Source organism: Phenylobacterium sp. (genome assembly GCF_024508875.1).
Lineage (GTDB): Bacteria > Pseudomonadota > Alphaproteobacteria > Caulobacterales > Caulobacteraceae > Phenylobacterium.
The window spans coordinates 1-18,025 of the sequence record NZ_JANINU010000333.1 but is presented as its reverse complement, the minus strand read 5'-3'; the positions used below and the strand labels follow the sequence as shown (position 1 = coordinate 18,025).

Below are 18,025 nucleotides of genomic sequence, written 5' to 3'. Positions count from 1 at the left end.
TGCGGGCCGCGCAGCACTTCCACCCGCTCGACGTCGTAGAACTCGGTCTCGAACAGGTTGTTGGCGATCAGCGGGGCGTTGTTCAGGTGGATGCCGGTGCCGGCGTCGCCCGAACCGGCCACCAGCTTCGAGCCGATGCCGCGGATCTGGAAGTTGTAGCCGGTGAAGTTCCCCTTGGAGAAGTTCACGTTCGGCACGGCCAGCACCAGGTTGGGGCCGCCGTCGATCTTGGATTTCTCGAGGGCGTTCTGGTCGAACGCCGAGACGGCGATCGGGACGTCCTGGAGGGCTTCCTCCTTCCGCTGCGCGGTGACGACCAGTTCCTCGATGACGTTCGACTGTCCGCCGCCACCGGCGGCGGTCTGGGCCATCGCCGGAAGGGCGACCCCAGTGAGCGCTGTGGCGCAGACGCCAGCAGCCAGCAAACTCCGAAGAGTGCGGGTATCTCTCATATTGTTCCTCCCAGGGCGCCCGGACTCTTGATGGCCCGTGATCGCCGTCACGCCGCTTCAGCGTAAGCCTGCGGGGAGGCGGCGCGGCCCCCCGTTCAGCGTAGGCCAAGCTCAACCCCCTGCGACGAACTGTCAACGGAAGCCTAGACGCCGTAAGGGATTGCTAAGGGTGTGTGGCGCCCGGAACACCGAAGCTTCCCTAGCGTCGCTTCCCTGAAACCCGCTTTCCCACCATATGGGACCGATGACCGACAGCGCTCTCGTGCTCTTCTCCGGCGGCCAGGATTCGACCGCGTGCCTCGCCTGGGCGCTGCGGCGCTACGCCCGTGTCGAGACCGTCGGCTTCGACTACGGCCAGCGCCACGCGGTCGAGCTGGAGGCGCGCCAGGCCGTCCGCGCCCGGGTCGCCCGCGAATTCCCCGACTGGGCCCCGCGCCTCGGCGAAGACCACATGCTGGACATCCGCAGCTTCGGCGCCCTCGGCGAGACGGCCATGACCTCCGAGCGCGCCATCGAGATCACCGACCGGGGGCTGCCGTCCACCTTCGTGCCCGGCCGCAACCTCGTGTTCCTGACCTACGCCGCCGCACTCGCCGACCGGCGCGGCCTCACCGCCCTGGTGGGCGGCATGTGCGAGACCGATTTCTCCGGCTATCCCGACTGCCGGCGTGCCACCCTCGACGCCATGGAGACCGCGCTCAACCTCGGCATGGAGCGCGCTTTCCGGATCGAGACGCCGCTGATGTGGCTGACGAAGGCGCAGACCTGGGGCCTGGCCAAGGGCCTGGGCGGCGAGCCGCTTGTGGCGATCACCGTCGAGGAGAGCCATACCTGCTATCTCGGCGAGCGCGGCGCCCTGCACCCCTGGGGCCATGGCTGCGGAACCTGTCCGGCCTGCGAGCTGCGCCGGCGCGGCTTTGAAGCCTGGGACGCGGATGGGCGGCCCGAGGTCGCCGCATGAGCTACGCGGTCAAGGAGATCTTCCTCACGCTGCAGGGCGAGGGCGGCCAGGCCGGCCGGCCGGCTGTGTTCTGCCGCTTCTCCGGCTGCAACCTGTGGAGCGGGCTGGAGCGCGACCGCGACAAGGCCGTCTGCACCTTCTGCGACACCGACTTCGTGGGCATGGACGGCGAGGGCGGCGGCCGCTTTCCAGACGCCGACGCCCTGGCCGATGCGATCCAGGCGGCCTGGAAGGGCGGCGCCGACGACCGCCTCACCGTGCTCACCGGGGGCGAGCCGCTGCTGCAGGTGGACGCGGCGCTCATCGCCGCCCTGCACGCCCGCGGCTTCTCGGTCGCCTTGGAGACCAACGGCACGCTGCCTGTCCCGGAAGGCATCGACTGGATCTGTGTCAGCCCCAAGGCCGACGCGCCGGTGGTGCAGACGCACGGCCAGGAGCTGAAGCTGGTCTTCCCGCAGGACAGGGCCCGGCCGGAGCGTTTCGAGCACCTGGATTTCGAGCGTTTCCTGCTCCAGCCGATGGACGGTCCAGACCGCGTCGCGAACACGCAGGCGGCGATCGCCTATTGCCTCGAACACCCTCGCTGGCGTTTAAGCGTCCAAACCCACAAATACCTCGGCATTGCCTGAGGCCCACAGCGGCCTCGGCGCCCCTCAGATTTGCGATGACCCAACCGACCTTCGAGATCACCAAGGCCGCGACGTTCGATGCGGCCCACTACCTTGCCGAGGGGCCCGAACACCGGCCCTACCGCAACCTGCATGGCCATTCGTTCCGGGTTGAGGCCACCGTCCGAGGCCGTCCGCAGGAGCCGGTGGGCTGGGTGGCCGACCTCGCCGACCTCGAGACCGCGCTGAAGGGCGTCGCGGGCGAGCTGGACCACAGCCTGCTGAACGAGAAGCCGGGCCTGGAGCGGCCCACCCTCGAGCACATCTGCCTCTATTTCGCCGAGCGCCTGCAGGTGAAGTTCCCGGGCCTGTCGCGCATCGTCGTCTCCCGCCCCACCATCGGCGAAAGCTGCGCCCTCAGCCTCTGAGGCCAGGCGCTATCCCGCCTGCTTCTCGGTGTCGGCGGCCCTGCGGCGAGGCCCCCTGTAGTTCGGGTCGTTGCGTCGGCGCCGGTCCGGGCCGAAGTAGTCGCCCGTGCGCACGAACGAGCGCGGATGCTCGATCGCCTGGTGCAGCCGTTCGATCACCCCGCGCGCGGTCAGCGGCTTGGCCAGGAACTCGCTCACGCCGGCGTCGCGCGCCTCGTTCACCCGCGCGAAGGTGGAGTGGCCCGTCACCATGATCACCGGCGCCATCGGGTTCGGACTGTCGGGCGAATTGCGCAGCAGCCGCACGAAGTCGATGCCGTCGAGCGGCTGCATCGACAGGTCGGTCATCACCACGTCGATGGCGTGGTCCCGCATCATCTGCAGGCCCTCGGCCCCGTCGTTGGCCTCGTAGATGTAGTGCACGCCGATCGCGCGCAGGATCTCCGCCAGGAGCACCCGCATGTAGTGGTTGTCGTCCACCAGCAGGATCTTCAGGAGGTCGTAACGCACGCGGCGATCCTACCGGCTCACTGTGACGGGGGCGTCCACAAAAAATGGGTTTCGGCCCTGAAAGCTCCGAATTCGTCGGGAGTAGGATGCGCCGCGCGGCGCGGTCAACGCCGTATCGGAGTTACTTGAAATAAATCCCCAGCCGATCAACGGCTTGAGCTCCCGGCGCGGTAGTGGCCGGTACGTCGGGCTCAACCCCCGGATGGTCCCGGGCGGAACGCGCCGCCGCCTGTTTGGGCCCGGTGGCGCAGGAAGGCGTCGGCCAGCACGCAGGCGACCATGGCCTCCACGACCGGCACGGCGCGGATGCCCACGCAGGGGTCGTGCCGGCCTTTCGTGCGAAGGTCGACCTCCATCCCCGCCTCGTTGACGCTCTGGCGCAGCGAAAGGATCGACGACGTCGGCTTGAACGCCACCCGTGCGGTGACGGCCTGGCCGGTCGAGATTCCCCCCAGCACGCCGCCCGCCTTGTTCGATAGGAAGCTCGGGCCGTCGTTGCCCATCCGCATCTCGTCGGCGTTCTCTTCGCCGGAGAGCGCGGCCGAGGCGAAGCCCGCGCCGATCTCCACGCCCTTGGCGGCGTTGATCGACATCAGCGCGGCCGCCAGCTCGGCGTCCAGCTTGCCGTACAGCGGCGCGCCCCAGCCGGCCGGAACGCCGGTCGCTTCCACCGCCACCACCGCGCCGGTGGACGAGCCGGCCTTGCGCACCGTCTCCAGATGCGCCTCCCAAACCGGTACGATGGCCGGATCCGGCGCCCAGAACTGGTTTTCGGCGGTGGCGTCGAAATCGATCTTCCCGGGGTCCACCGCGTGGGGGCCGATCTGCACCACCGCGCCGCGGATGGTCACGCCCGCCAGGATCTTCCGCGCCACCGCGCCGGCGGCCACCCGCGCCGCCGTCTCCCGCGCCGAGGCCCGGCCGCCGCCGCGGTAGTCGCGCACGCCGTACTTGGCGAAGTAGGCATAGTCCGCATGGCCGGGCCGGAACGCCTGGGCGATCTCCGAGTAGTCCTTGCTGCGCTGGTCGACGTTCTCGATCATCAGCGAGATCGGCGTGCCGGTGGTGACCTGGCCGCCAAACGCCTCCGTGGTCCGGTCGTCCTGAAACACGCCCGACAGGATGCGAACCGCGTCCGGCTCCTGCCGCTGGGTGACGAACTTGCCTTGGCCGGGACGGCGGCGGTCCAGCCACGGCTGGATGTCGGCCTCGGTCAGCGGGACGCCGGGCGGGCAGCCGTCGACCACGCAGCCCAGCGCCGGCCCGTGGCTTTCGCCCCAGGTGGTCACGCGGAAGAGATGTCCGAAGGTATTGTGCGACATGGCGAAGGCTCTCTAGCCCGGAACCTCCGCCGCTGGGAACCTAAACGCTCAGACGCGCAGGTCGATGAGCGTCCCGGCGGCCCGGACGTCGGCCCGCTGCTGGTTCTGCGCCTTGAGGTCGCGCAGCGCCGTCTCGACCATGATGGCCGTCTCGGCGCGGAGGCGGTCCTGGGCGCCCAGCCGGAACAGGCTGACCGGGTCAACACCCTGCTCGGCCATGATCTGGTCGCGCGTCTGCTCCCGGGCTTCGGCCGGGTTCGAGACCGGCGCCGCGAGCCTCGCGGCCGACACATACGCCTGATCCGCCGCGGGGGGCGGCGGGGCCGGCGGGTAGGCCAGTCCTCGGGCGATTGCGCCAGTATAGGTCAAGCCGGAGCTCATGCGACCAAACCACGCAACCCCGGCGCCAACTTCGGCGCGAGCGGGTCGATGAATCGCGCCGCGCAAAGAAAATGGGGCGGCGGAGTCGCCCCCGCCGCCCCCTATCTCGCTTTCGCCCGCGTCGCGGGATTAGGCGCCTAAGCCGGCTGCTTCTGCGCGGTGTTCTGCGCGCCCGGCAGCGGGCCGCGGTTCAGGTCGAAGAACTTGGGGGCCATTTCCGGCACCGCCTCATCCAGGATGGTCTGCACCGTCCAGCCCTCTTCCTTCGTGCAGGTCACGATGGGCCGCGGCTGGCTGTAGAGGATGATGTTCTCGCCCGACGAGCCGAAGATCTGGCCCGACACGTGCGCCGCGGCCGGCGAGACCATGGCCACCGAGAAGCGGGCCGGCTGGTCGGCGCGGACCTTCTCGGCCATCACCGCGCGCCGGGCCGCGGCGGCCTCGTCCTTCACGGGCACCGACTGGGTCATGCGCGTCCACGCCACCGGCGCCACGCAGTTCGAGCGAACGTTGTTGCGGGCGCCTTCCATGGCGATGATCCGGCTCAGGCCCGCGATGCCCATCTTGGCCGCGCCGTAATTGGCCTGGCCGATGTTGCCGAACAGGCCCGACGTCGACGTGAAGAACATGTACGCGCCGTCGTTCTGGTTGCGGAAGTGCTCGATCGTGGCCCGCGCCACGTTGAACGAGCCGCGCATGTGCACCTCGATCACCGCGTCCCACTCGGCCTCGGTCATCTTGTGGAACATCACGTCGCGCAGGATGCCGGCCGGGTTGATCACGGCATGCAGGCCGCCGAACGTGTCCATGGCCTGCTCGACCATGCCTTCCACCGCCTTCAGGCTGGTGACGCTGTCGGAGTTCGAGACCGCCTCGCCGCCCCGGGCGCGGATCTCGGCGGCCACCGCTTCGGCCGGCCCTGCAGACCCCTCGTCCTCGCCCTTCAGGCCGCCGCCCAGGTCGTTCACGATCACCTTGGCGCCTTCCTGCGCCGCGATCAGCGCGCAGTCGCGTCCGATGCCGTTGCCGCCGCCCGTGACCAGGACGACGCGTCCTTCCAGTGCGCCCATGACGTTCTCCCTTAAAATTGAAAAATCGGAATGGGCCGACAGTTATTCGAGGCGGTCGGCCCGGCGCAAGTCGGGGAACAGCCTGGCCCAGATCGCGGTGACGATCACGGCCCCCACGCCGCCGAACACGGCCGCGCCGACCGGGCCCAGCAGGCGGGCCACGATCCCGCTCTCGAACTCGCCCAGCTCGTTGGACGCCCCGATGAACACGGAGGAGACCGAGGCCACGCGTCCGCGCATGTGGTCCGGCGTCACGAGCTGCACCAGCGTCTGGCGCACGTAGACGCTCAGCATGTCGGCGCCGCCCAGCACCGCCAGCGCCCCGACCGAAAGCCAGAGCGACTGGGAGAGCCCGAACACCACCGTGGCGGCGCCGAACACCGCCACGCCGCCGAACATGAACAGGCCCGCCTTGCTGCGGATCGGATTGGCCGCGAGCCACAGCGCCACCGCCGTCGCGCCCATGGCCGGCCCCGCCCTCAGCAGGCCGAACCCCTCCGGCCCCACGTGCAGCACATCGCGGGCGAAGACCGGAAGCAGGGCGGTCGCTCCGCCCAGCAGCACGGCGAACAGGTCCAGGGAGATCGCGCCGAAGACGATCTTCTGGCGCCAGACGTACGCCAGCCCCTCCTTGACGAGTTGCCAGCGCGAGCCGGGCTTTACCTCGGGCTTGGCGTTGCCGCGGATGCTGGCGACCAGCACCGCCGACAGGCCGTACAGTGCGAACGTTGTGAAATAGGCCGTCTCCGCCGACCGCGCGACCAGCAGCCCGGCCGCCGCAGGTCCGGCGATCGACGCCGTCTGCCACGCCAGCGAATTCCAGGCGATCGCGCGCGGCAGCAGCTTGCGCGGCACCAGCATGGGCCCAAGCGCCGTGTTGGCCGGGGCGAAGAACGCGCGGCTGGCGCCGAACAAGGTCGCGATCACCAGCAGGAGGGCGGGGGAGGCGTAGCCGTTCACGGTCGCCACCGCGAGCGTCAGCACGCTGACGATCTCGCCGGTCAGGCAGAGCAGCAGCACCTTCTTGCGGTCGTAGCGGTCGGCCGCCTCGCCGGCCGGCAGGGTCAGCAGGAACACGGGCACGAAGGCGGCCAGCCCGATCATCCCGACCAGGAAGGCGCTCTCCTCTACCGAGCGCTCCAGGCGGGCCAGGGCGTACATCTGCCACCCCATGGCCACGCTCTGGATCTGGCTCGCGAAGCTGCCCGTCCAGCGGGTGCCCCAGAACAGCAGGTAGTCGCGCTCCTTCAGCAGGGCGCGGGCGGAAGGGACGGGCTCGTCGGGCGGGGAGGGCTCTGACATCGACGGGGCGGACCCTGCCCTAAAGCCGCACCGTGTCGCAATGGCGTTGACGCGCCAGGACGTTGGTCCTATGTGCGCCGCCTCTGCCAACGGCCCGGAGGGCCTCTCAGATGCGACGACGTCCGCTGGCGTAAGCCACCAGAACCCATGCCGCCGTCCGGCCCCGGGGCCCGACGCGGAAACGTCGTCTCCCGCATCCAGAGTTCGCCCATGTCCCTTCAGCCTGTCCGGCCTCCGCCGGAGCTCTTCTTCGTCAATGAAGCCCCCGCGCACGGCGCCGAGATCGAGGCCCTGCTGAACCGCGCCTTCGGGCCCGGCCGCTTTGCCAAGGTTTCCGAACGCGTTCGCGAGTTCGCCGACTTCGCCCCCGAGCTCAGCTTCTGCGCCATCGAGGCCGGCAAGGTCGTCGGCGTAGTGCGGATGTGGCGGGTGAACGTTGGCGATCAGCCGGTGGTCTTCCTGGGTCCGCTGGCCGTCGAGGAGAGCGAGCGTCGCCACGGTCTCGGAGCCCAGCTCGTCGAGCGCGCCTGCGAGGCCAGCGAGGCGGCAGGCGAGCCGGCCGTCCTCCTGGTCGGCGACCTGCCCTATTTCCAGCGCGTCGGCTTCGCCATCGCGCCCGGCGTCACTCTGCCGGGGCCGGTGGACGCCCGGCGCGTCCTCTCGCGCACCTTCGCGGGCCCCGAGCTCTCGGGGCCGGTCCGCGCGCGCTAGCCGGCGTCAGGCGGGCGGCGGCCCAGGCGGCGGCGGGAAGTCCAGCGGCGCGACGGCGGCGCCAGGCGATCCCGCGGCGACAGCCCGGTAAAGCGCCTCGCCGACCGGGCTGTAGGTGACACCCTCGACCACCACCACCGACACCAGCATCGCGGCGACGCCCCAGCCCCAGGCCGGATGCACGCGGCCGCTGCGGCGCAGGTCCATCGCCATCCCGGCCAGCGGGAAGAGCAGGCCGGCGGCCATGGTCGCCTCCCAGGCCCACGGCGCGATGAGCGGCATGGGCAGCAGCCGGCCGAACCCGGGGCCCAGCAGCATCGCCATGGCGCAGAAATGCAGCCGCCGATGCCAGTCGGTCTGCCGGCGCAGCGCGATCGCTGCCGTCGTCAGGCCCATGAAGGCGAACAGAGACACCGGATCGAAGACCAGGAACTGCAGCGGCTTGAAGAAGAACGGCACGCCGCCGCGACGGATCATGGCCACTGTCACGGCGCAGCCCAGCACCAGCATCGGGACCATCCACGCCGCCGCCAGCCAGCCGAGGCGGCGGTGGAGCGCCAGGCGGTCCGTCGCTGCGAAGGCGTTCTGGAGCAGGTAGATCGTGACCCAGCCCATGAACACGATCGCGTGCGCATGGACGAGCAGCGGCGCCGAAAAGCTGGACCGGCCCGCGGCGAGTTGGACCGAGAAGCCGGCGACGATCACCAGCGTCATAACAATCGCGCCGCCCATGAAGAAGCCGTCGTCGCGACGACCGGGCGCGGGTAGTCCGTCAGCGATAGTGGCCATTTCAATCTTCCCCCGACGATGAACACCGTAGCGCGAACGGTGGTGCGCGGCTAGCCGACGGCGCCGCTTGCGAACCCTTCCTGAACCCTGCCGCGGATAGCCTCGCAAGCGAAGCGACGAGGACTGCTGCGCATGGCCTTCACCTACAGCGATCACGCGGCCGTCGACGAGGGGGTCGGCCTGCGTATCGAGCACGACTACACATGGCGGGACGACGGACCGTGGGTGAAGGTGGTCGACCTCGTTGGCGACATGTCGTTCGCCTTTCCGCTCGTGACCGAGGCTCGCGTGATCTCGCACCCCAAGTGGTGCCGCGAACCATGGCCGGCGCCTGTCGCGCACCGGCTGAGCCGCCCGACTCTTTGGCCCTATATTCAGCGGATGGCCGAGGATCGGCGCGCAATGGGCGTCGACGTCGACGCCGAGGCGATGGCCGAGGCCGTACGCGAGGGCCTGTTCGCCTACGCCACCGGTGGCGGCGCGGCGCTCGAATGGGCGCCAGATTTTGAAGTCAGCTGGGTCGAGACCTGGGGCGCGGTCAGCGGCCCGCTGAACCGGGTCGTCTTCACCCGCTAGGCGATATCGCTTTCGTCTCTGCGGGCCGGCGACGCCCCCGCGCTTGAGCCGACTCCGCCCCCCGCCTACCTTTCGGGGATGACGAACCGGCCCCAGAGCCTCGACACCCTCGCCCAGGCGGCCAAGCAGGCCCCGGGCCGCGGCCTACCGCCCGTGCACCTGTGGAACCCCGCCCACTGCGGCGAGATCGACATCGTCATCAAGCGCGACGGCCGCTGGCTGCACGAGGGGGCCCAGATCAACCGCGAGGCCCTGGTCCGGCTGTTCTCCACCGTCCTGCGCAAGGATCCGGACGGCTACTGGCTCGTCACGCCGGTCGAGAAGATGAGGATCACCGTCGAGGACGCCCCCTTCGTCGCCGTCCGCGTCGATCGCGACGGCGACGCCCTGCGTTTCACCACCAACGTCGGCGACGAGGTGGAGGCGGGCCCGGACAATCCCATCCGCGTCGAGATCTCCCCGGCCGGCGAGCCGCGCCCCTATGTCCACGTCCGCCGCGGCCTGGAGGCCCTCATCGCCCGGCCGGTGTTCTACGAGCTGGCCGAGATGGCCGAGGCGCGCCGCACGCCGGAGGGCGAAGTCCTGGGCGTCGCGTCGAACGGCGCGTGGTTCCCGGTGGCGCCGCCCGAGGCGCACGCCGCATGAGCCTGGCCCTGCCGCAGAACCTCGGCGACTGGATCGCCGAACACCTCGACCCGCTGGCGGACGACGCGGTCGCCGGCGGCCCGCGCCGGTCGGACTTCGACCTCACCCCCGGCGGCTGGAGCGGCGTCGAGGCGGACCAACTCACCCCCGCCGCCGTGCTCATCGGGCTGGTGGAGCGCGAGCCGGGCCCCACGGTCCTCCTCACCCGCCGCTCCGACACCCTGCGCAAGCACACGGGCCAGGTGGCGCTGCCCGGCGGCCGCGTCGACCCCGGCGAGAAGCCCTGGCAGGCGGCCCTGCGCGAGGCGCACGAGGAGGTGGGCCTCGAACCGCAGTTCGTGAACCTGCTTGGCCTTTCGACGCCCTACCAGACCGGCACCGGCTACCTCATCACCCCGGTGGTGGGCGTCGTGCGTGCGGGCTTCGAGCTGCGGCCCAACCCGCACGAGGTGGCCGATATCTTCGAGACCCCGTTCAGCTTCCTGATGGATCTCGCCAACTACCAGGAGCACGAGCGCGAGCTGCCCACGGGCGAGAAGCGCCGCTTCTACGCCACCACCCACGATGAGCGGTACATCTGGGGCGCCACCGCCGGCATCCTGCGGGCGCTGTACGAACGCCTCTACGGGGCGGCGCTTGCTTAGGCAGGTGCTGATCCGCGGGGCGCTGGCGGCGATCCCCTTCGTGCTCTGGTTCCTCTGGGCGGCCTGGGCGCGACGCACCGGGCGGCCGATGGGCTCCACGCCCTGGCCCTGGCTGATCGCCGCCGCCGCCGCCGTGGTCGGCGTCTCCTTGATGGCCAGCGTGGCGTTCCGTACGGATCATCGCGGCGAGCGGTATGTGCCGGGCGAGGCGCGCCCGGACGGCCACGTCACCGAAGGCTATTTCGAGAAACGATGACCGACAGCCTGGGCCAACCCCACTGGATCACGGCGCCTGAAACCCAGGCCGTGTTCGACGCGCTCGAAGCGGAGGGCGGCGCCGATTGCGCTCGCTTCGTCGGCGGCTGCGTGCGCAACGCCCTCGTCGGCCGCGGCATCGACGACATCGACATCGCCACCACCCTGACCCCGGACAGCGTCACCCGCGCGCTGGCCAAGGCCAGCCTGCGCGCCGTGCCCACGGGCATCGACCATGGCACGGTGACGGCGATCTCCAACCATCGCCCCTACGAGATCACCACCCTGCGACGCGACGTCAGCACCGACGGCCGCCGCGCCACCGTGGCCTTCACCGACGATTGGGAGCAGGACGCCCAGCGGCGCGACTTCACCCTCAACGCCCTCTACGCCCGGCGCGACGGGACCATCTTCGATCCCACCGGTCACGGTGTCGCCGACGCCCGCGCGGGGCGCATCGTCTTCGTGGGCGACGCCGAACAGCGGCTGCGCGAGGACCACCTGCGCAACCTTCGCTACTTCCGCTTCTACGCCTGGTTCGGAAAGGCGCCGCCCGACGCCGCCGCGGTCGCCGCCTGCACCGCCCTCAAGGATGGAGTCGAGGGCCTGTCGGCCGAGCGGGTCTCCAAGGAAATGCTCAAGCTCCTGGCCGCCGACGACCCGCGCCCTGCCGTGCGCCTGATGGCCCAGGCCGGCGTGCTGGACGTGGTGCTGAAGGGGCCGGGCGATCTCGACCGCCTCGACGCCCTGGTGGAAATCGAGACCGACCAGCTCTTCACCTGCGACCCCGTCCTGCGCCTCGCGGCCCTGCTGCCCGACGACCAGCTCGCGGCGGGCCGGCTGGCCGAGCGCCTGCGCCTCTCGAACGCCGATCGCGACCGCGTCGTGGCGGCCCTGTCGCCCACGCCCATACTCAAGAGCTGGATGAGCCCGCGGGAGATCCGCCGAGAGGTCTATCGCGCCGGCCGGGCCACGTTCCGCGACCGGGCGATCCTCGCCTGGGCCCGCTCACCCCGCACGGCCACGACGATGCAGTGGCGCGGCCTGATCGCCCTCGCCGAGGGCTGGACGCCGCCCGCGCTGCCGCTGACCGGCCAGGAGGTCATGAATGCCGGCGTGCCCAAGGGACCGCTGGTGGGCGAGGTGATGCGCGAGGTCGAGGCCTGGTGGATCGACAACGACTTCCTCGACGACAAGCTGTCCGTGATCGAGAAGCTCAAGGCCGTGGCCCAGGGGATGGTCTATTGAAGGTCGGCATCCTCAAGGCCGGCCGCCCGCCAAGGCCCGCCATCCCGCAGTTCGGAACCTATCCCGACATGTTCCAGGCCCTCCTGGGCTGGGACGCCTACGACTGGCGCGTCTACGCCGCCGACGAGGGCGAATATCCGGAGGCTCCCGGGGACTGCGCCGCCTACATCGTCACCGGCTCGGCCGCCGGCGTCTACGAGGACGATCCCTGGATCGCCCGGCTGCTGGACTGGCTGCGGGCCGCGAAGGGCCGTGCGAAGCTGGTCGGTGTCTGCTTCGGCCACCAGGCCATGGCCCAGGCGTTCGGTGGGCGGGTGATCAAATCGCCCAAGGGCTGGGCGATCGGCGAGAACGAGTACCGCGTGCTCTCCCGCGAGTCGTGGATGGACGACGCCTCCACGATCCGGCTGCCGGCGTCGCACCAGGACCAGGTGGTCGAACTGCCGCCGAACGCCGACGTCATCGCCGCCAGCGATTTCACCCCGCTGGGCGCGCTTGCCTGGCGCGATCAGCCGGCCATCTCGATGCAACTGCATCCCGAGTTCCTGCCGGACTACGCCAAGGCCCTCATCGAGGCGCGCCGTGGCACGGTCTATTCCGACGACGAAGCCGATCGCGCCATCGCCAGCTACGGCCGACCCGACGACCGCGCCCGCGTCGGCGGCTGGATCAAGACGTTCCTCGCGAGCTGACGCGCCGCGACGGCCTTCCCTTCGTTGATGTCTTCAACTCGCCTTATCCGCGAGAAAGCTTGACCGCGCCCTTTCTTCCGATTGTAAAGGCACGAATAGTGTCAATTGTTGAGGTGGGGCTCTTCAATGCGTGTTTCGGGTTTGCTGGCCGCCGGCCTCGGCGCGGCTGTCCTCGCCGCGTCACCGGCGTCCGCGGCGGTGATGATGGCCACCTTCTATGGCGCCACCGACTTCGGCGGCTACGACTACGCGGGCCTGTTCGGGACGCCGGGCGGGAGCCTCGCCTACAAACCCGTCGTGGTGACCTTCACCTACGATACCGAGCTGGGCATGCCGATCGTCAGCCCTGGGCAGGACACTCGCTTCGGCGGTGGCCAGTACGGCACGGACAGCCCGATCCTGTCGGCCTCGATCACCATCGGCGACGCGAGCTACGACCTGGACCTGTCCTACTACGGCTACGCCAACTCCTACGCCGGCGAATGGACCTGGCTGTACGGCCGCCAGGACACGCCCGGCAACGTGGCCAGCGAGTTCCAGGTCACCGCCTACCACCCGGACGCGCCGGGCGACCTCGCGACGCCCTTCATGGCCTATGCCGGCGGCGGAGGGACGCTGCGGCTGTATAAGCCCAATGACTACGGCGAGCTGCTGGCCGAGACCGACTTCTCGGTGGGCGGACTGACCGTGGAATATCTCGGCCCGTCCGGCGCGCCCGTGCCGGAACCCGCGGCCTGGGCGCTGATGATCCTGGGGTTCGGCCTGGCCGGCTCCGCGCTGCGGGCGCGGCGGTCGGCTACCGCCTGAGGTTCAGGCGACGCGCCGGCGCCCGGTCCACTGGGCGGCCTTCACGATCAGGTCCTGCACGCCGACCGGCTTGGCGATGTGGTCGTCCATTCCCGCCTCGCGGCAGGCGTCCACCTGCTGCGGCTGGGTTGAGCCGGTGACGGCGAGGATCGGCGTGGCGGTGTTGGGCCCGTCCGAGGCGCGGATACGGCGGGTGGCGGTCGCCCCGTCCATCACCGGCATCTGCAGGTCCATCAGGATCAGGTCGTAGTCGCGCGCCTGGGCCATCTCCACCGCTTCGGCGCCGTTGGCCGCGAAGTCCAGTTCGTAGCCCACCGCCTCGAGCATCGCGGCCATGAGCTCCAGGTTCATCGGCGCGTCGTCCACCGCCAGCACCCGCAACGCCCTTGGCGGCGCGGGCGCGACATCGAAGCTGACCTGGCACGCGGAACCCATCGAAACTTCCCTGGCCGCCCGTGTCCGGCGGCGTGTCCAAGCTCTGCTGGACGACATCAGGGTTAACAGATGGTGACCGCCATTGCGCCGCGACGCGTTGGCGCAACGGCATGCGCGGGCAAGCGCTAGACGCCGTAGGTCATCCAGACCACCGATTTCGGGCCGACACCCTCCAGCCGCCGCCAGCCGTAGCGTCCGTAGAACCGCTGCGCCCGCAGGTTCGCCGACTGGCAGCCCAGGTGCGCCCGCCCGCCCACGCTCGCCAGCCAGGTGTCCATCAACGCCCGTCCGACGCCTTGCCCCTGCAGCCGGGGCAGCAGGTCGATGTGCAGGTGGGCGGGCGCCGCGTCCACGACCGGCTGCGGGACCTGCGGCGGATGATGGATGTGGTAGGCGTCCCACTTGTCGCGGGTGCGCTGCCCGGTCGGGGTGTCGGCCGGGTCGGCGTACCGCTCACGCAGGGCCGGCCACCAATCGGCCTCGCAGCGCGCCTCGAACGCCCGGGTGTCGGGCGTTCCCAGGATGTAGCCCGCGACACCCTCGTCGTCTTCGGCGACGAAGGCGTAGTCCGGCTCCAGCGTCGCGTACGGCGCAGCGTAGATCTCGCCGATGATCCGTGGGTCCTCATACAGGTGGCGGCCGTCCGCGCCGTTGTCGCCGGTGCGCAGGCAGATGTCGTGCAGCGCGTCGAGGTCGGAGGGACGGCAACGGCGGATCTCGGCCATCACCGCACCCGCTGCAGCGCGCGCAGCGGCGCGAAGTCGATCAGCGTCGCGCCCGCCGCCGCGATCATCCCCGGCAGCTCGGGATCGGTCAGCGCCGCCAGGTCGTCGACGCGGATCTGCGGATGGTCTGGGTCGTAGGCGCGTAGTTCCGGTCCGTCCTCGACGGGATGGACATAGACCTCGGTCACGCCGGGTTTCAGCCGGGCCAGGATGTCGGCGAAAGCCGCCTTCGCCGGCCGGCCCCAGGTGCTGGTCATCTGGTCCGGGAAGACGAGGCCCCGTTCCGCCGCCATGGCGCGCCCGGGAAAGCCCAGCTCGGCCTCGGCCCGCGCGCCGAACATCCTCAGCGGCAGGTCGTATTCGACCGTCAGTTCGACGAAGAGCTCGAAGTAGCGCCGGTCGATCTGCATCGTGCCCATGTGCGCGTCGAGGTGGGTGACATCCACGCCCCAGGCCAGCGCCTGGTCGATCTGCGCGCGGCACTCGGCGGCCACGTCGCCGAGGTCGGCCCGGTCCCACACCGCCTGGGCCGTCGCCGGCATGTAGCCGCTCGCGTCGTGCAGCGACGCCGCCCCGGTCAGCGCGCGCCAGCGATAGGTCGGGTACTCGCAGGTCAGCGTCAGGTGCACGCCGATCCCGCCGCCGAACGACCGCACCCCGTCCAGCGCCCAGGGGCAGGGGACCATGAGGGTCGCGCTGGTCGCCGTCCCTGCCGCATGGGCCCGCGCCGTCGCCCGGTTGGCCGACGCGCTGGAGCCGAGGTCGTCGCAGTTGACGATCAGCAGTTTGGCGTCAGGCCCGTAGCCCAGGCGCTCGCCGAGGCCCGCCATTCAGGGCCAGGCCGTCATCGGCGGCATGGACGACAGGATCGTCTCGATGTTGCCGCCCGCCTTCAGGCCGAACATCGTGCCGCGGTCGTAGAGCAGGTTGAACTCGACGTACCGACCGCGTCGCACCAGTTGCTCCGTGCGCTCGGCTTCGCCCCACGGCTCGCTCATCCGGTGGCGGACGATCTTCGGATAGACGTCCAGGAACGCCTCGCCCACCGCCCGGGTGAACCCGAAGTCCTTCTCGAAGTCGCCGGTGTTGTGACGGTCGTAGAAGATGCCGCCGATGCCCCGCGGCTCGTTCCGGTGCGGCAGGAAGAAGTACTCGTCGCACCAGGCCTTGTATTTCGGGTGCCATTCGGGGTCGAACGGGTCGCAGGCGCCCTTCATCGCGGCGTGGAACAGCCGGGCGTCGTCGGCGTCCTGGCTGCGCTGTTCGTCCAGCATGGGCGTCAGGTCCGCGCCGCCGCCGAACCAGCTTTCGGCCGTGGAGAGGAAGCGGGTGTTCATGTGCACGGTCGGCACCCGTGGGCTGCGCGGGTGTACGATCAGGCTGATGCTCGCCGAGACGTAGGACGGGTCCTTGTCGGCGCCCGGCATCTGCGCCGCCATCTCGGGGGAGAACCGCGCCGTGGCGGCCGAGGTGTGCACCGCCGCCTTCTCGAACAGCCGTCCGCGCAGGAACGCGCCGGTCCCGCCGCCGACACCGGTCTCGCGGGTCCACGGCTTCATCTCGAAGCGGCCGGCAGGCTCGGGATACAGCTCCGGCGAGGCCTCGTCCTCCAGCCGCTCCAGCTCGGCGCAGATGCGCTGCTGCAGGTTTTCGAACCATTCCTTGGCGCGGCCGCGGCGTTCGAGGATCTCGGGAGGCAGGGTGTTCATGCGGGCAGGTCTGTCTCAGGGGCGGCCGGAAAGGCCTTGATCTGCCGCAATGCTTCGCCGAGCGCCAGCGTCGCGGCGGTCACCAGGTTCAGCGAGCGCGCGCCGGGGGCCATCGGGATGAGAAGCCGTGCGTCCGCCGCGGCGTGCACCGCCTCGGGCACGCCGGCGCTTTCGCGTCCGAACAGCAGCACGTCGGACGGGGCGAACGCGAAGTCGTGGAAGGGCGTCGCGCCGCGCGTGGTGAACAGGACCAGGCGTCCAGGCTGCGCCGCATCGCCGCGGAAAACGTCCCAGCCGGCGTGGCGCGTGACCTGCGCGATGCCCTCGTAATCCATCGCCGCGCGGCGGATCGCGGCGTCGCTCAAGGCGAAGCCGCAGGGCTCGATCACGTCCAGCGGAACGCCCAGGCAGGCGGCGAGCCGGATCGCGGCGCCCAGGTTTTGCGGAATGTCCGGTTGAAAAAGGGCCAAACGCATTCTAAGGCCTCTCGCGATCGGGCGTGGCCGGGGCGCAGGGGCACGAATCACGGGTGAGCGGACGCTTCGTTCGCATTCCTCCGTGTAACGTGCCCGGCCCCCGACCGCTTCCGTAAAAGGCCTGCCGCCAGACATCTGGCGAGGCCGCAAGCTTTAAGGCCCTCCGGCGCGTCGCGAGGGCTCTATCGAAGGGTAGCTTCAAGGTGGCCGACACCGTCGTGGGCGCAACTCCCGACCCGCACGCTCCGGGCGATGACCCGAGCCGTCGCGACTTCATCCATATCGCCGCCGGTGCGGCGGCCGTTGGCGCCGTCGCGGCGCTGGCCTGGCCGCTGGTCGACCAGATGAACCCGGCCGGCGACACGCTGGCCCTGGCCTCGATCGAGTTCGACCTGTCCAAGGTCGCGGCGGGCCAGCAAGTGGTCGTGAAGTGGCGCGGCAAGCCGCTGTTCGTGCGCAACCGCACGCCGGACCAGATCGCCGCGGCCGTCAAGGACGACCACGCGCAACTGCGCGACCCGGCCACCGACGAGAGCCGCCACAAGCCCGGCAAGGCCGAATGGCTGATCCTGGTCGGCACCTGCACCCACCTGGGCTGCGTGCCCACGGTGGGCGGCGGCGACTACGGCGGTTGGTTCTGCCCCTGCCACGGTTCGCACTACGACACGTCCGGCCGCATCCGTAAGGGTCCCGCGCCGAAGAACCTGGTGGTGCCGGACTACGTCTTCCTCTCCGACACCAAGATCAAGGTGGGCTGAGCCTGATGAGCGGACATTCCACCTACGAGCCGAAGACCGGCATCGAGCGCTGGCTCGACACCCGCCTTCCCATCGTGCGCTTCGCGTACGACACGGCCATCAGCTTCCCGACCCCGAAGAACCTCAACTACTGGTGGACCTTCGGCGGCATTCTGGCGCTCATGCTGGGCATCCAGCTTGTGACCGGCATCGTGCTCGCGATGCACTACGTGCCGCACGTCGACTACGCCTTCGCCTCGGTCGAACGCATCATGCGCGACGTCAACTACGGTTGGCTGATCCGCTACATGCACGCCAACGGCGCCTCGATGTTCTTCCTGGCGGTCTACCTGCACATCATCCGCAACCTCTACTACGGGTCGTACAAGGCCCCGCGCGAGGTGCTGTGGATCCTGGGCTGCCTGATCTACCTCGCCATGATGGCCACGGCCTTCATCGGCTACGTGCTGCCCTGGGGCCAGATGAGCTTCCACGGCGCCGTCGTGATCACCAACCTGTTCGGCGCCCTGCCGATCATCGGC

The 18,025-nt window shown here is 70.2% G+C and carries 25 protein-coding genes; 13 read left to right on the top strand and 12 right to left on the bottom strand.

What is annotated here, in order from left to right; all coding sequences use genetic code 11:
- Positions 1 to 452, bottom strand: a 452-nt coding sequence (locus Q0L11_RS22060) for a TonB-dependent receptor plug domain-containing protein (RefSeq protein ID WP_296600166.1), incomplete at its 3' end; no start/stop codon positions are given.
- A gap of 235 nt (positions 453 to 687) precedes the next feature.
- Between Q0L11_RS22060 and queC the strand changes: the two genes are divergently transcribed.
- The 3 genes from queC to Q0L11_RS22045 are packed head-to-tail and all read left to right on the top strand — an operon-like array spanning position 688 to position 2,449.
- Complete coding sequence (gene queC, locus Q0L11_RS22055; protein WP_296600164.1) at positions 688 to 1,413, top strand: 7-cyano-7-deazaguanine synthase QueC; 726 nt, start codon at positions 688 to 690, stop codon at positions 1,411 to 1,413.
- On the top strand, positions 1,410 to 2,042 hold the full coding sequence (gene queE / locus Q0L11_RS22050; protein WP_296600162.1) for a 7-carboxy-7-deazaguanine synthase: 633 nt from the start codon (positions 1,410 to 1,412) through the stop codon (positions 2,040 to 2,042). Before queC ends, queE begins: the two co-directional genes overlap by 4 nt.
- 35 nt (positions 2,043 to 2,077) lie before the next feature.
- Entirely contained in the window at positions 2,078 to 2,449 is a 372-nt protein-coding gene (locus Q0L11_RS22045; RefSeq protein WP_296600161.1) for a 6-carboxytetrahydropterin synthase, read from the top strand.
- A gap of 9 nt (positions 2,450 to 2,458) precedes the next feature.
- Here Q0L11_RS22045 and Q0L11_RS22040 read toward each other — a convergent pair whose 3' ends face one another.
- The 5 genes from Q0L11_RS22040 to Q0L11_RS22020 all read right to left on the bottom strand — a co-directional run bounded on the left by Q0L11_RS22040 (position 2,459) and on the right by Q0L11_RS22020 (position 7,034).
- Positions 2,459 to 2,959 (bottom strand): response regulator, encoded by a 501-nt coding sequence (locus Q0L11_RS22040; protein ID WP_296600159.1) that lies wholly within the window; start codon positions 2,957 to 2,959, stop codon positions 2,459 to 2,461.
- A 191-nt stretch (positions 2,960 to 3,150) separates the two neighbouring features.
- Positions 3,151 to 4,281: a chorismate synthase gene (gene aroC, locus Q0L11_RS22035; RefSeq protein ID WP_296600157.1), complete on the bottom strand. Its 1,131-nt coding sequence runs from the start codon at positions 4,279 to 4,281 to the stop codon at positions 3,151 to 3,153.
- A gap of 48 nt (positions 4,282 to 4,329) precedes the next feature.
- Positions 4,330 to 4,662 (bottom strand): hypothetical protein, encoded by a 333-nt coding sequence (locus tag Q0L11_RS22030; protein WP_296600155.1) that lies wholly within the window; start codon positions 4,660 to 4,662, stop codon positions 4,330 to 4,332.
- Between the two features lie 137 nt (positions 4,663 to 4,799).
- A complete protein-coding gene (locus Q0L11_RS22025; RefSeq protein ID WP_296600154.1) occupies positions 4,800 to 5,732 on the bottom strand; it encodes an SDR family NAD(P)-dependent oxidoreductase in 933 nt (310 codons plus the stop codon).
- Between the two features lie 42 nt (positions 5,733 to 5,774).
- On the bottom strand, positions 5,775 to 7,034 hold the full coding sequence (locus tag Q0L11_RS22020) for an MFS transporter (RefSeq protein WP_296600153.1): 1,260 nt from the start codon (positions 7,032 to 7,034) through the stop codon (positions 5,775 to 5,777).
- A gap of 210 nt (positions 7,035 to 7,244) precedes the next feature.
- Here Q0L11_RS22020 and Q0L11_RS22015 point away from each other — a divergent pair, with 210 nt between their 5' ends.
- Positions 7,245 to 7,745 carry a GNAT family N-acetyltransferase gene (locus Q0L11_RS22015; protein WP_296600152.1) on the top strand — a complete coding sequence of 167 codons (501 nt, stop codon included), beginning with the start codon at positions 7,245 to 7,247 and terminating at the stop codon, positions 7,743 to 7,745.
- Between the two features lie 6 nt (positions 7,746 to 7,751).
- Here Q0L11_RS22015 and Q0L11_RS22010 read toward each other — a convergent pair whose 3' ends face one another.
- On the bottom strand, positions 7,752 to 8,534 hold the full coding sequence (locus Q0L11_RS22010; RefSeq protein WP_296600151.1) for a hypothetical protein: 783 nt from the start codon (positions 8,532 to 8,534) through the stop codon (positions 7,752 to 7,754).
- A gap of 132 nt (positions 8,535 to 8,666) precedes the next feature.
- Between Q0L11_RS22010 and Q0L11_RS22005 the strand changes: the two genes are divergently transcribed.
- The 7 genes from Q0L11_RS22005 to Q0L11_RS21975 all read left to right on the top strand — a co-directional run bounded on the left by Q0L11_RS22005 (position 8,667) and on the right by Q0L11_RS21975 (position 13,401).
- Positions 8,667 to 9,110 carry a hypothetical protein gene (locus tag Q0L11_RS22005; RefSeq protein WP_296600150.1) on the top strand — a complete coding sequence of 148 codons (444 nt, stop codon included), beginning with the start codon at positions 8,667 to 8,669 and terminating at the stop codon, positions 9,108 to 9,110.
- 78 nt (positions 9,111 to 9,188) lie between these two features.
- Positions 9,189 to 9,755: a DUF1285 domain-containing protein gene (locus Q0L11_RS22000; RefSeq protein ID WP_296600148.1), complete on the top strand. Its 567-nt coding sequence runs from the start codon at positions 9,189 to 9,191 to the stop codon at positions 9,753 to 9,755.
- The gene (locus Q0L11_RS21995) at positions 9,752 to 10,399 is read left to right on the top strand and encodes a CoA pyrophosphatase (RefSeq protein ID WP_296600147.1); all 648 of its coding nucleotides are present in this window, start codon (positions 9,752 to 9,754) and stop codon (positions 10,397 to 10,399) included. Before Q0L11_RS22000 ends, Q0L11_RS21995 begins: the two co-directional genes overlap by 4 nt.
- Positions 10,392 to 10,655 (top strand): hypothetical protein, encoded by a 264-nt coding sequence (locus Q0L11_RS21990; protein ID WP_296600146.1) that lies wholly within the window; start codon positions 10,392 to 10,394, stop codon positions 10,653 to 10,655. The genes Q0L11_RS21995 and Q0L11_RS21990 overlap by 8 nt, the downstream gene beginning before the upstream one ends.
- Positions 10,652 to 11,902: a CCA tRNA nucleotidyltransferase gene (locus Q0L11_RS21985; protein WP_296600144.1), complete on the top strand. Its 1,251-nt coding sequence runs from the start codon at positions 10,652 to 10,654 to the stop codon at positions 11,900 to 11,902. Before Q0L11_RS21990 ends, Q0L11_RS21985 begins: the two co-directional genes overlap by 4 nt.
- On the top strand, positions 11,899 to 12,594 hold the full coding sequence (locus Q0L11_RS21980) for a type 1 glutamine amidotransferase (protein ID WP_296600143.1): 696 nt from the start codon (positions 11,899 to 11,901) through the stop codon (positions 12,592 to 12,594). Before Q0L11_RS21985 ends, Q0L11_RS21980 begins: the two co-directional genes overlap by 4 nt.
- A gap of 126 nt (positions 12,595 to 12,720) precedes the next feature.
- Positions 12,721 to 13,401 (top strand): PEPxxWA-CTERM sorting domain-containing protein, encoded by a 681-nt coding sequence (locus Q0L11_RS21975; protein WP_296600142.1) that lies wholly within the window; start codon positions 12,721 to 12,723, stop codon positions 13,399 to 13,401.
- Positions 13,402 to 13,404: 3 nt separating this feature from the next.
- Here the strand turns inward: Q0L11_RS21975 and Q0L11_RS21970 are convergent, their stop codons facing one another.
- The 5 genes from Q0L11_RS21970 to Q0L11_RS21950 all read right to left on the bottom strand — a co-directional run bounded on the left by Q0L11_RS21970 (position 13,405) and on the right by Q0L11_RS21950 (position 16,746).
- Positions 13,405 to 13,836, bottom strand: coding sequence for a response regulator (locus Q0L11_RS21970; protein WP_296600141.1), 432 nt, complete (start codon positions 13,834 to 13,836; stop codon positions 13,405 to 13,407).
- 125 nt (positions 13,837 to 13,961) lie between these two features.
- Positions 13,962 to 14,561 (bottom strand): GNAT family N-acetyltransferase, encoded by a 600-nt coding sequence (locus Q0L11_RS21965; protein WP_296600139.1) that lies wholly within the window; start codon positions 14,559 to 14,561, stop codon positions 13,962 to 13,964.
- Positions 14,561 to 15,391: a ChbG/HpnK family deacetylase gene (locus tag Q0L11_RS21960; protein WP_296600138.1), complete on the bottom strand. Its 831-nt coding sequence runs from the start codon at positions 15,389 to 15,391 to the stop codon at positions 14,561 to 14,563. Before Q0L11_RS21960 ends, Q0L11_RS21965 begins: the two co-directional genes overlap by 1 nt.
- The gene (hemF, locus tag Q0L11_RS21955) at positions 15,392 to 16,270 is read right to left on the bottom strand and encodes an oxygen-dependent coproporphyrinogen oxidase (protein WP_296600137.1); all 879 of its coding nucleotides are present in this window, start codon (positions 16,268 to 16,270) and stop codon (positions 15,392 to 15,394) included.
- A complete protein-coding gene (locus Q0L11_RS21950) occupies positions 16,267 to 16,746 on the bottom strand; it encodes a tRNA (cytidine(34)-2'-O)-methyltransferase (protein WP_296600136.1) in 480 nt (159 codons plus the stop codon). The genes hemF and Q0L11_RS21950 overlap by 4 nt, the downstream gene beginning before the upstream one ends.
- A gap of 203 nt (positions 16,747 to 16,949) precedes the next feature.
- On the opposite strand from Q0L11_RS21950, the gene petA reads away from it, so the two are divergent.
- Both petA and Q0L11_RS21940 read left to right on the top strand, forming a co-directional pair.
- Complete coding sequence (gene petA / locus Q0L11_RS21945) at positions 16,950 to 17,504, top strand: ubiquinol-cytochrome c reductase iron-sulfur subunit (RefSeq protein ID WP_296600135.1); 555 nt, start codon at positions 16,950 to 16,952, stop codon at positions 17,502 to 17,504.
- Between the two features lie 5 nt (positions 17,505 to 17,509).
- On the top strand, positions 17,510 to 18,025 hold a 516-nt coding region (locus Q0L11_RS21940), incomplete at its 3' end, for a cytochrome b N-terminal domain-containing protein (RefSeq protein ID WP_296600133.1).

Excerpts from the sequence above, each read along its gene's own strand:
- queC (WP_296600164.1), top strand. The coding sequence starts at position 688 with ATGGGACCGATGACCGACAGCGCTCTCGTGCTCTTCTCCGGCGGCCAG.
- queE (WP_296600162.1), top strand. The coding sequence starts at position 1,410 with ATGAGCTACGCGGTCAAGGAGATCTTCCTCACGCTGCAGGGCGAGGGC.
- Q0L11_RS22045 (WP_296600161.1), top strand. The coding sequence starts at position 2,078 with ATGACCCAACCGACCTTCGAGATCACCAAGGCCGCGACGTTCGATGCG.
- aroC (WP_296600157.1), bottom strand. The coding sequence starts at position 4,281 with ATGTCGCACAATACCTTCGGACATCTCTTCCGCGTGACCACCTGGGGC.
- Q0L11_RS22030 (WP_296600155.1), bottom strand. The coding sequence starts at position 4,662 with ATGAGCTCCGGCTTGACCTATACTGGCGCAATCGCCCGAGGACTGGCC.
- Q0L11_RS22025 (WP_296600154.1), bottom strand. The coding sequence starts at position 5,732 with ATGGGCGCACTGGAAGGACGCGTCGTCCTGGTCACGGGCGGCGGCAAC.
- Q0L11_RS22020 (WP_296600153.1), bottom strand. The coding sequence starts at position 7,034 with ATGTCAGAGCCCTCCCCGCCCGACGAGCCCGTCCCTTCCGCCCGCGCC.
- Q0L11_RS22015 (WP_296600152.1), top strand. The coding sequence starts at position 7,245 with ATGTCCCTTCAGCCTGTCCGGCCTCCGCCGGAGCTCTTCTTCGTCAAT.
- Q0L11_RS22010 (WP_296600151.1), bottom strand. The coding sequence starts at position 8,534 with ATGGCCACTATCGCTGACGGACTACCCGCGCCCGGTCGTCGCGACGAC.
- Q0L11_RS22005 (WP_296600150.1), top strand. The coding sequence starts at position 8,667 with ATGGCCTTCACCTACAGCGATCACGCGGCCGTCGACGAGGGGGTCGGC.
- Q0L11_RS22000 (WP_296600148.1), top strand. The coding sequence starts at position 9,189 with ATGACGAACCGGCCCCAGAGCCTCGACACCCTCGCCCAGGCGGCCAAG.
- Q0L11_RS21995 (WP_296600147.1), top strand. The coding sequence starts at position 9,752 with ATGAGCCTGGCCCTGCCGCAGAACCTCGGCGACTGGATCGCCGAACAC.
- Q0L11_RS21985 (WP_296600144.1), top strand. The coding sequence starts at position 10,652 with ATGACCGACAGCCTGGGCCAACCCCACTGGATCACGGCGCCTGAAACC.
- Q0L11_RS21975 (WP_296600142.1), top strand. The coding sequence starts at position 12,721 with ATGCGTGTTTCGGGTTTGCTGGCCGCCGGCCTCGGCGCGGCTGTCCTC.
- Q0L11_RS21970 (WP_296600141.1), bottom strand. The coding sequence starts at position 13,836 with ATGGGTTCCGCGTGCCAGGTCAGCTTCGATGTCGCGCCCGCGCCGCCA.
- Q0L11_RS21965 (WP_296600139.1), bottom strand. The coding sequence starts at position 14,561 with ATGGCCGAGATCCGCCGTTGCCGTCCCTCCGACCTCGACGCGCTGCAC.
- Q0L11_RS21960 (WP_296600138.1), bottom strand. The coding sequence starts at position 15,391 with ATGGCGGGCCTCGGCGAGCGCCTGGGCTACGGGCCTGACGCCAAACTG.
- hemF (WP_296600137.1), bottom strand. The coding sequence starts at position 16,270 with ATGAACACCCTGCCTCCCGAGATCCTCGAACGCCGCGGCCGCGCCAAG.
- Q0L11_RS21950 (WP_296600136.1), bottom strand. The coding sequence starts at position 16,746 with ATGCGTTTGGCCCTTTTTCAACCGGACATTCCGCAAAACCTGGGCGCC.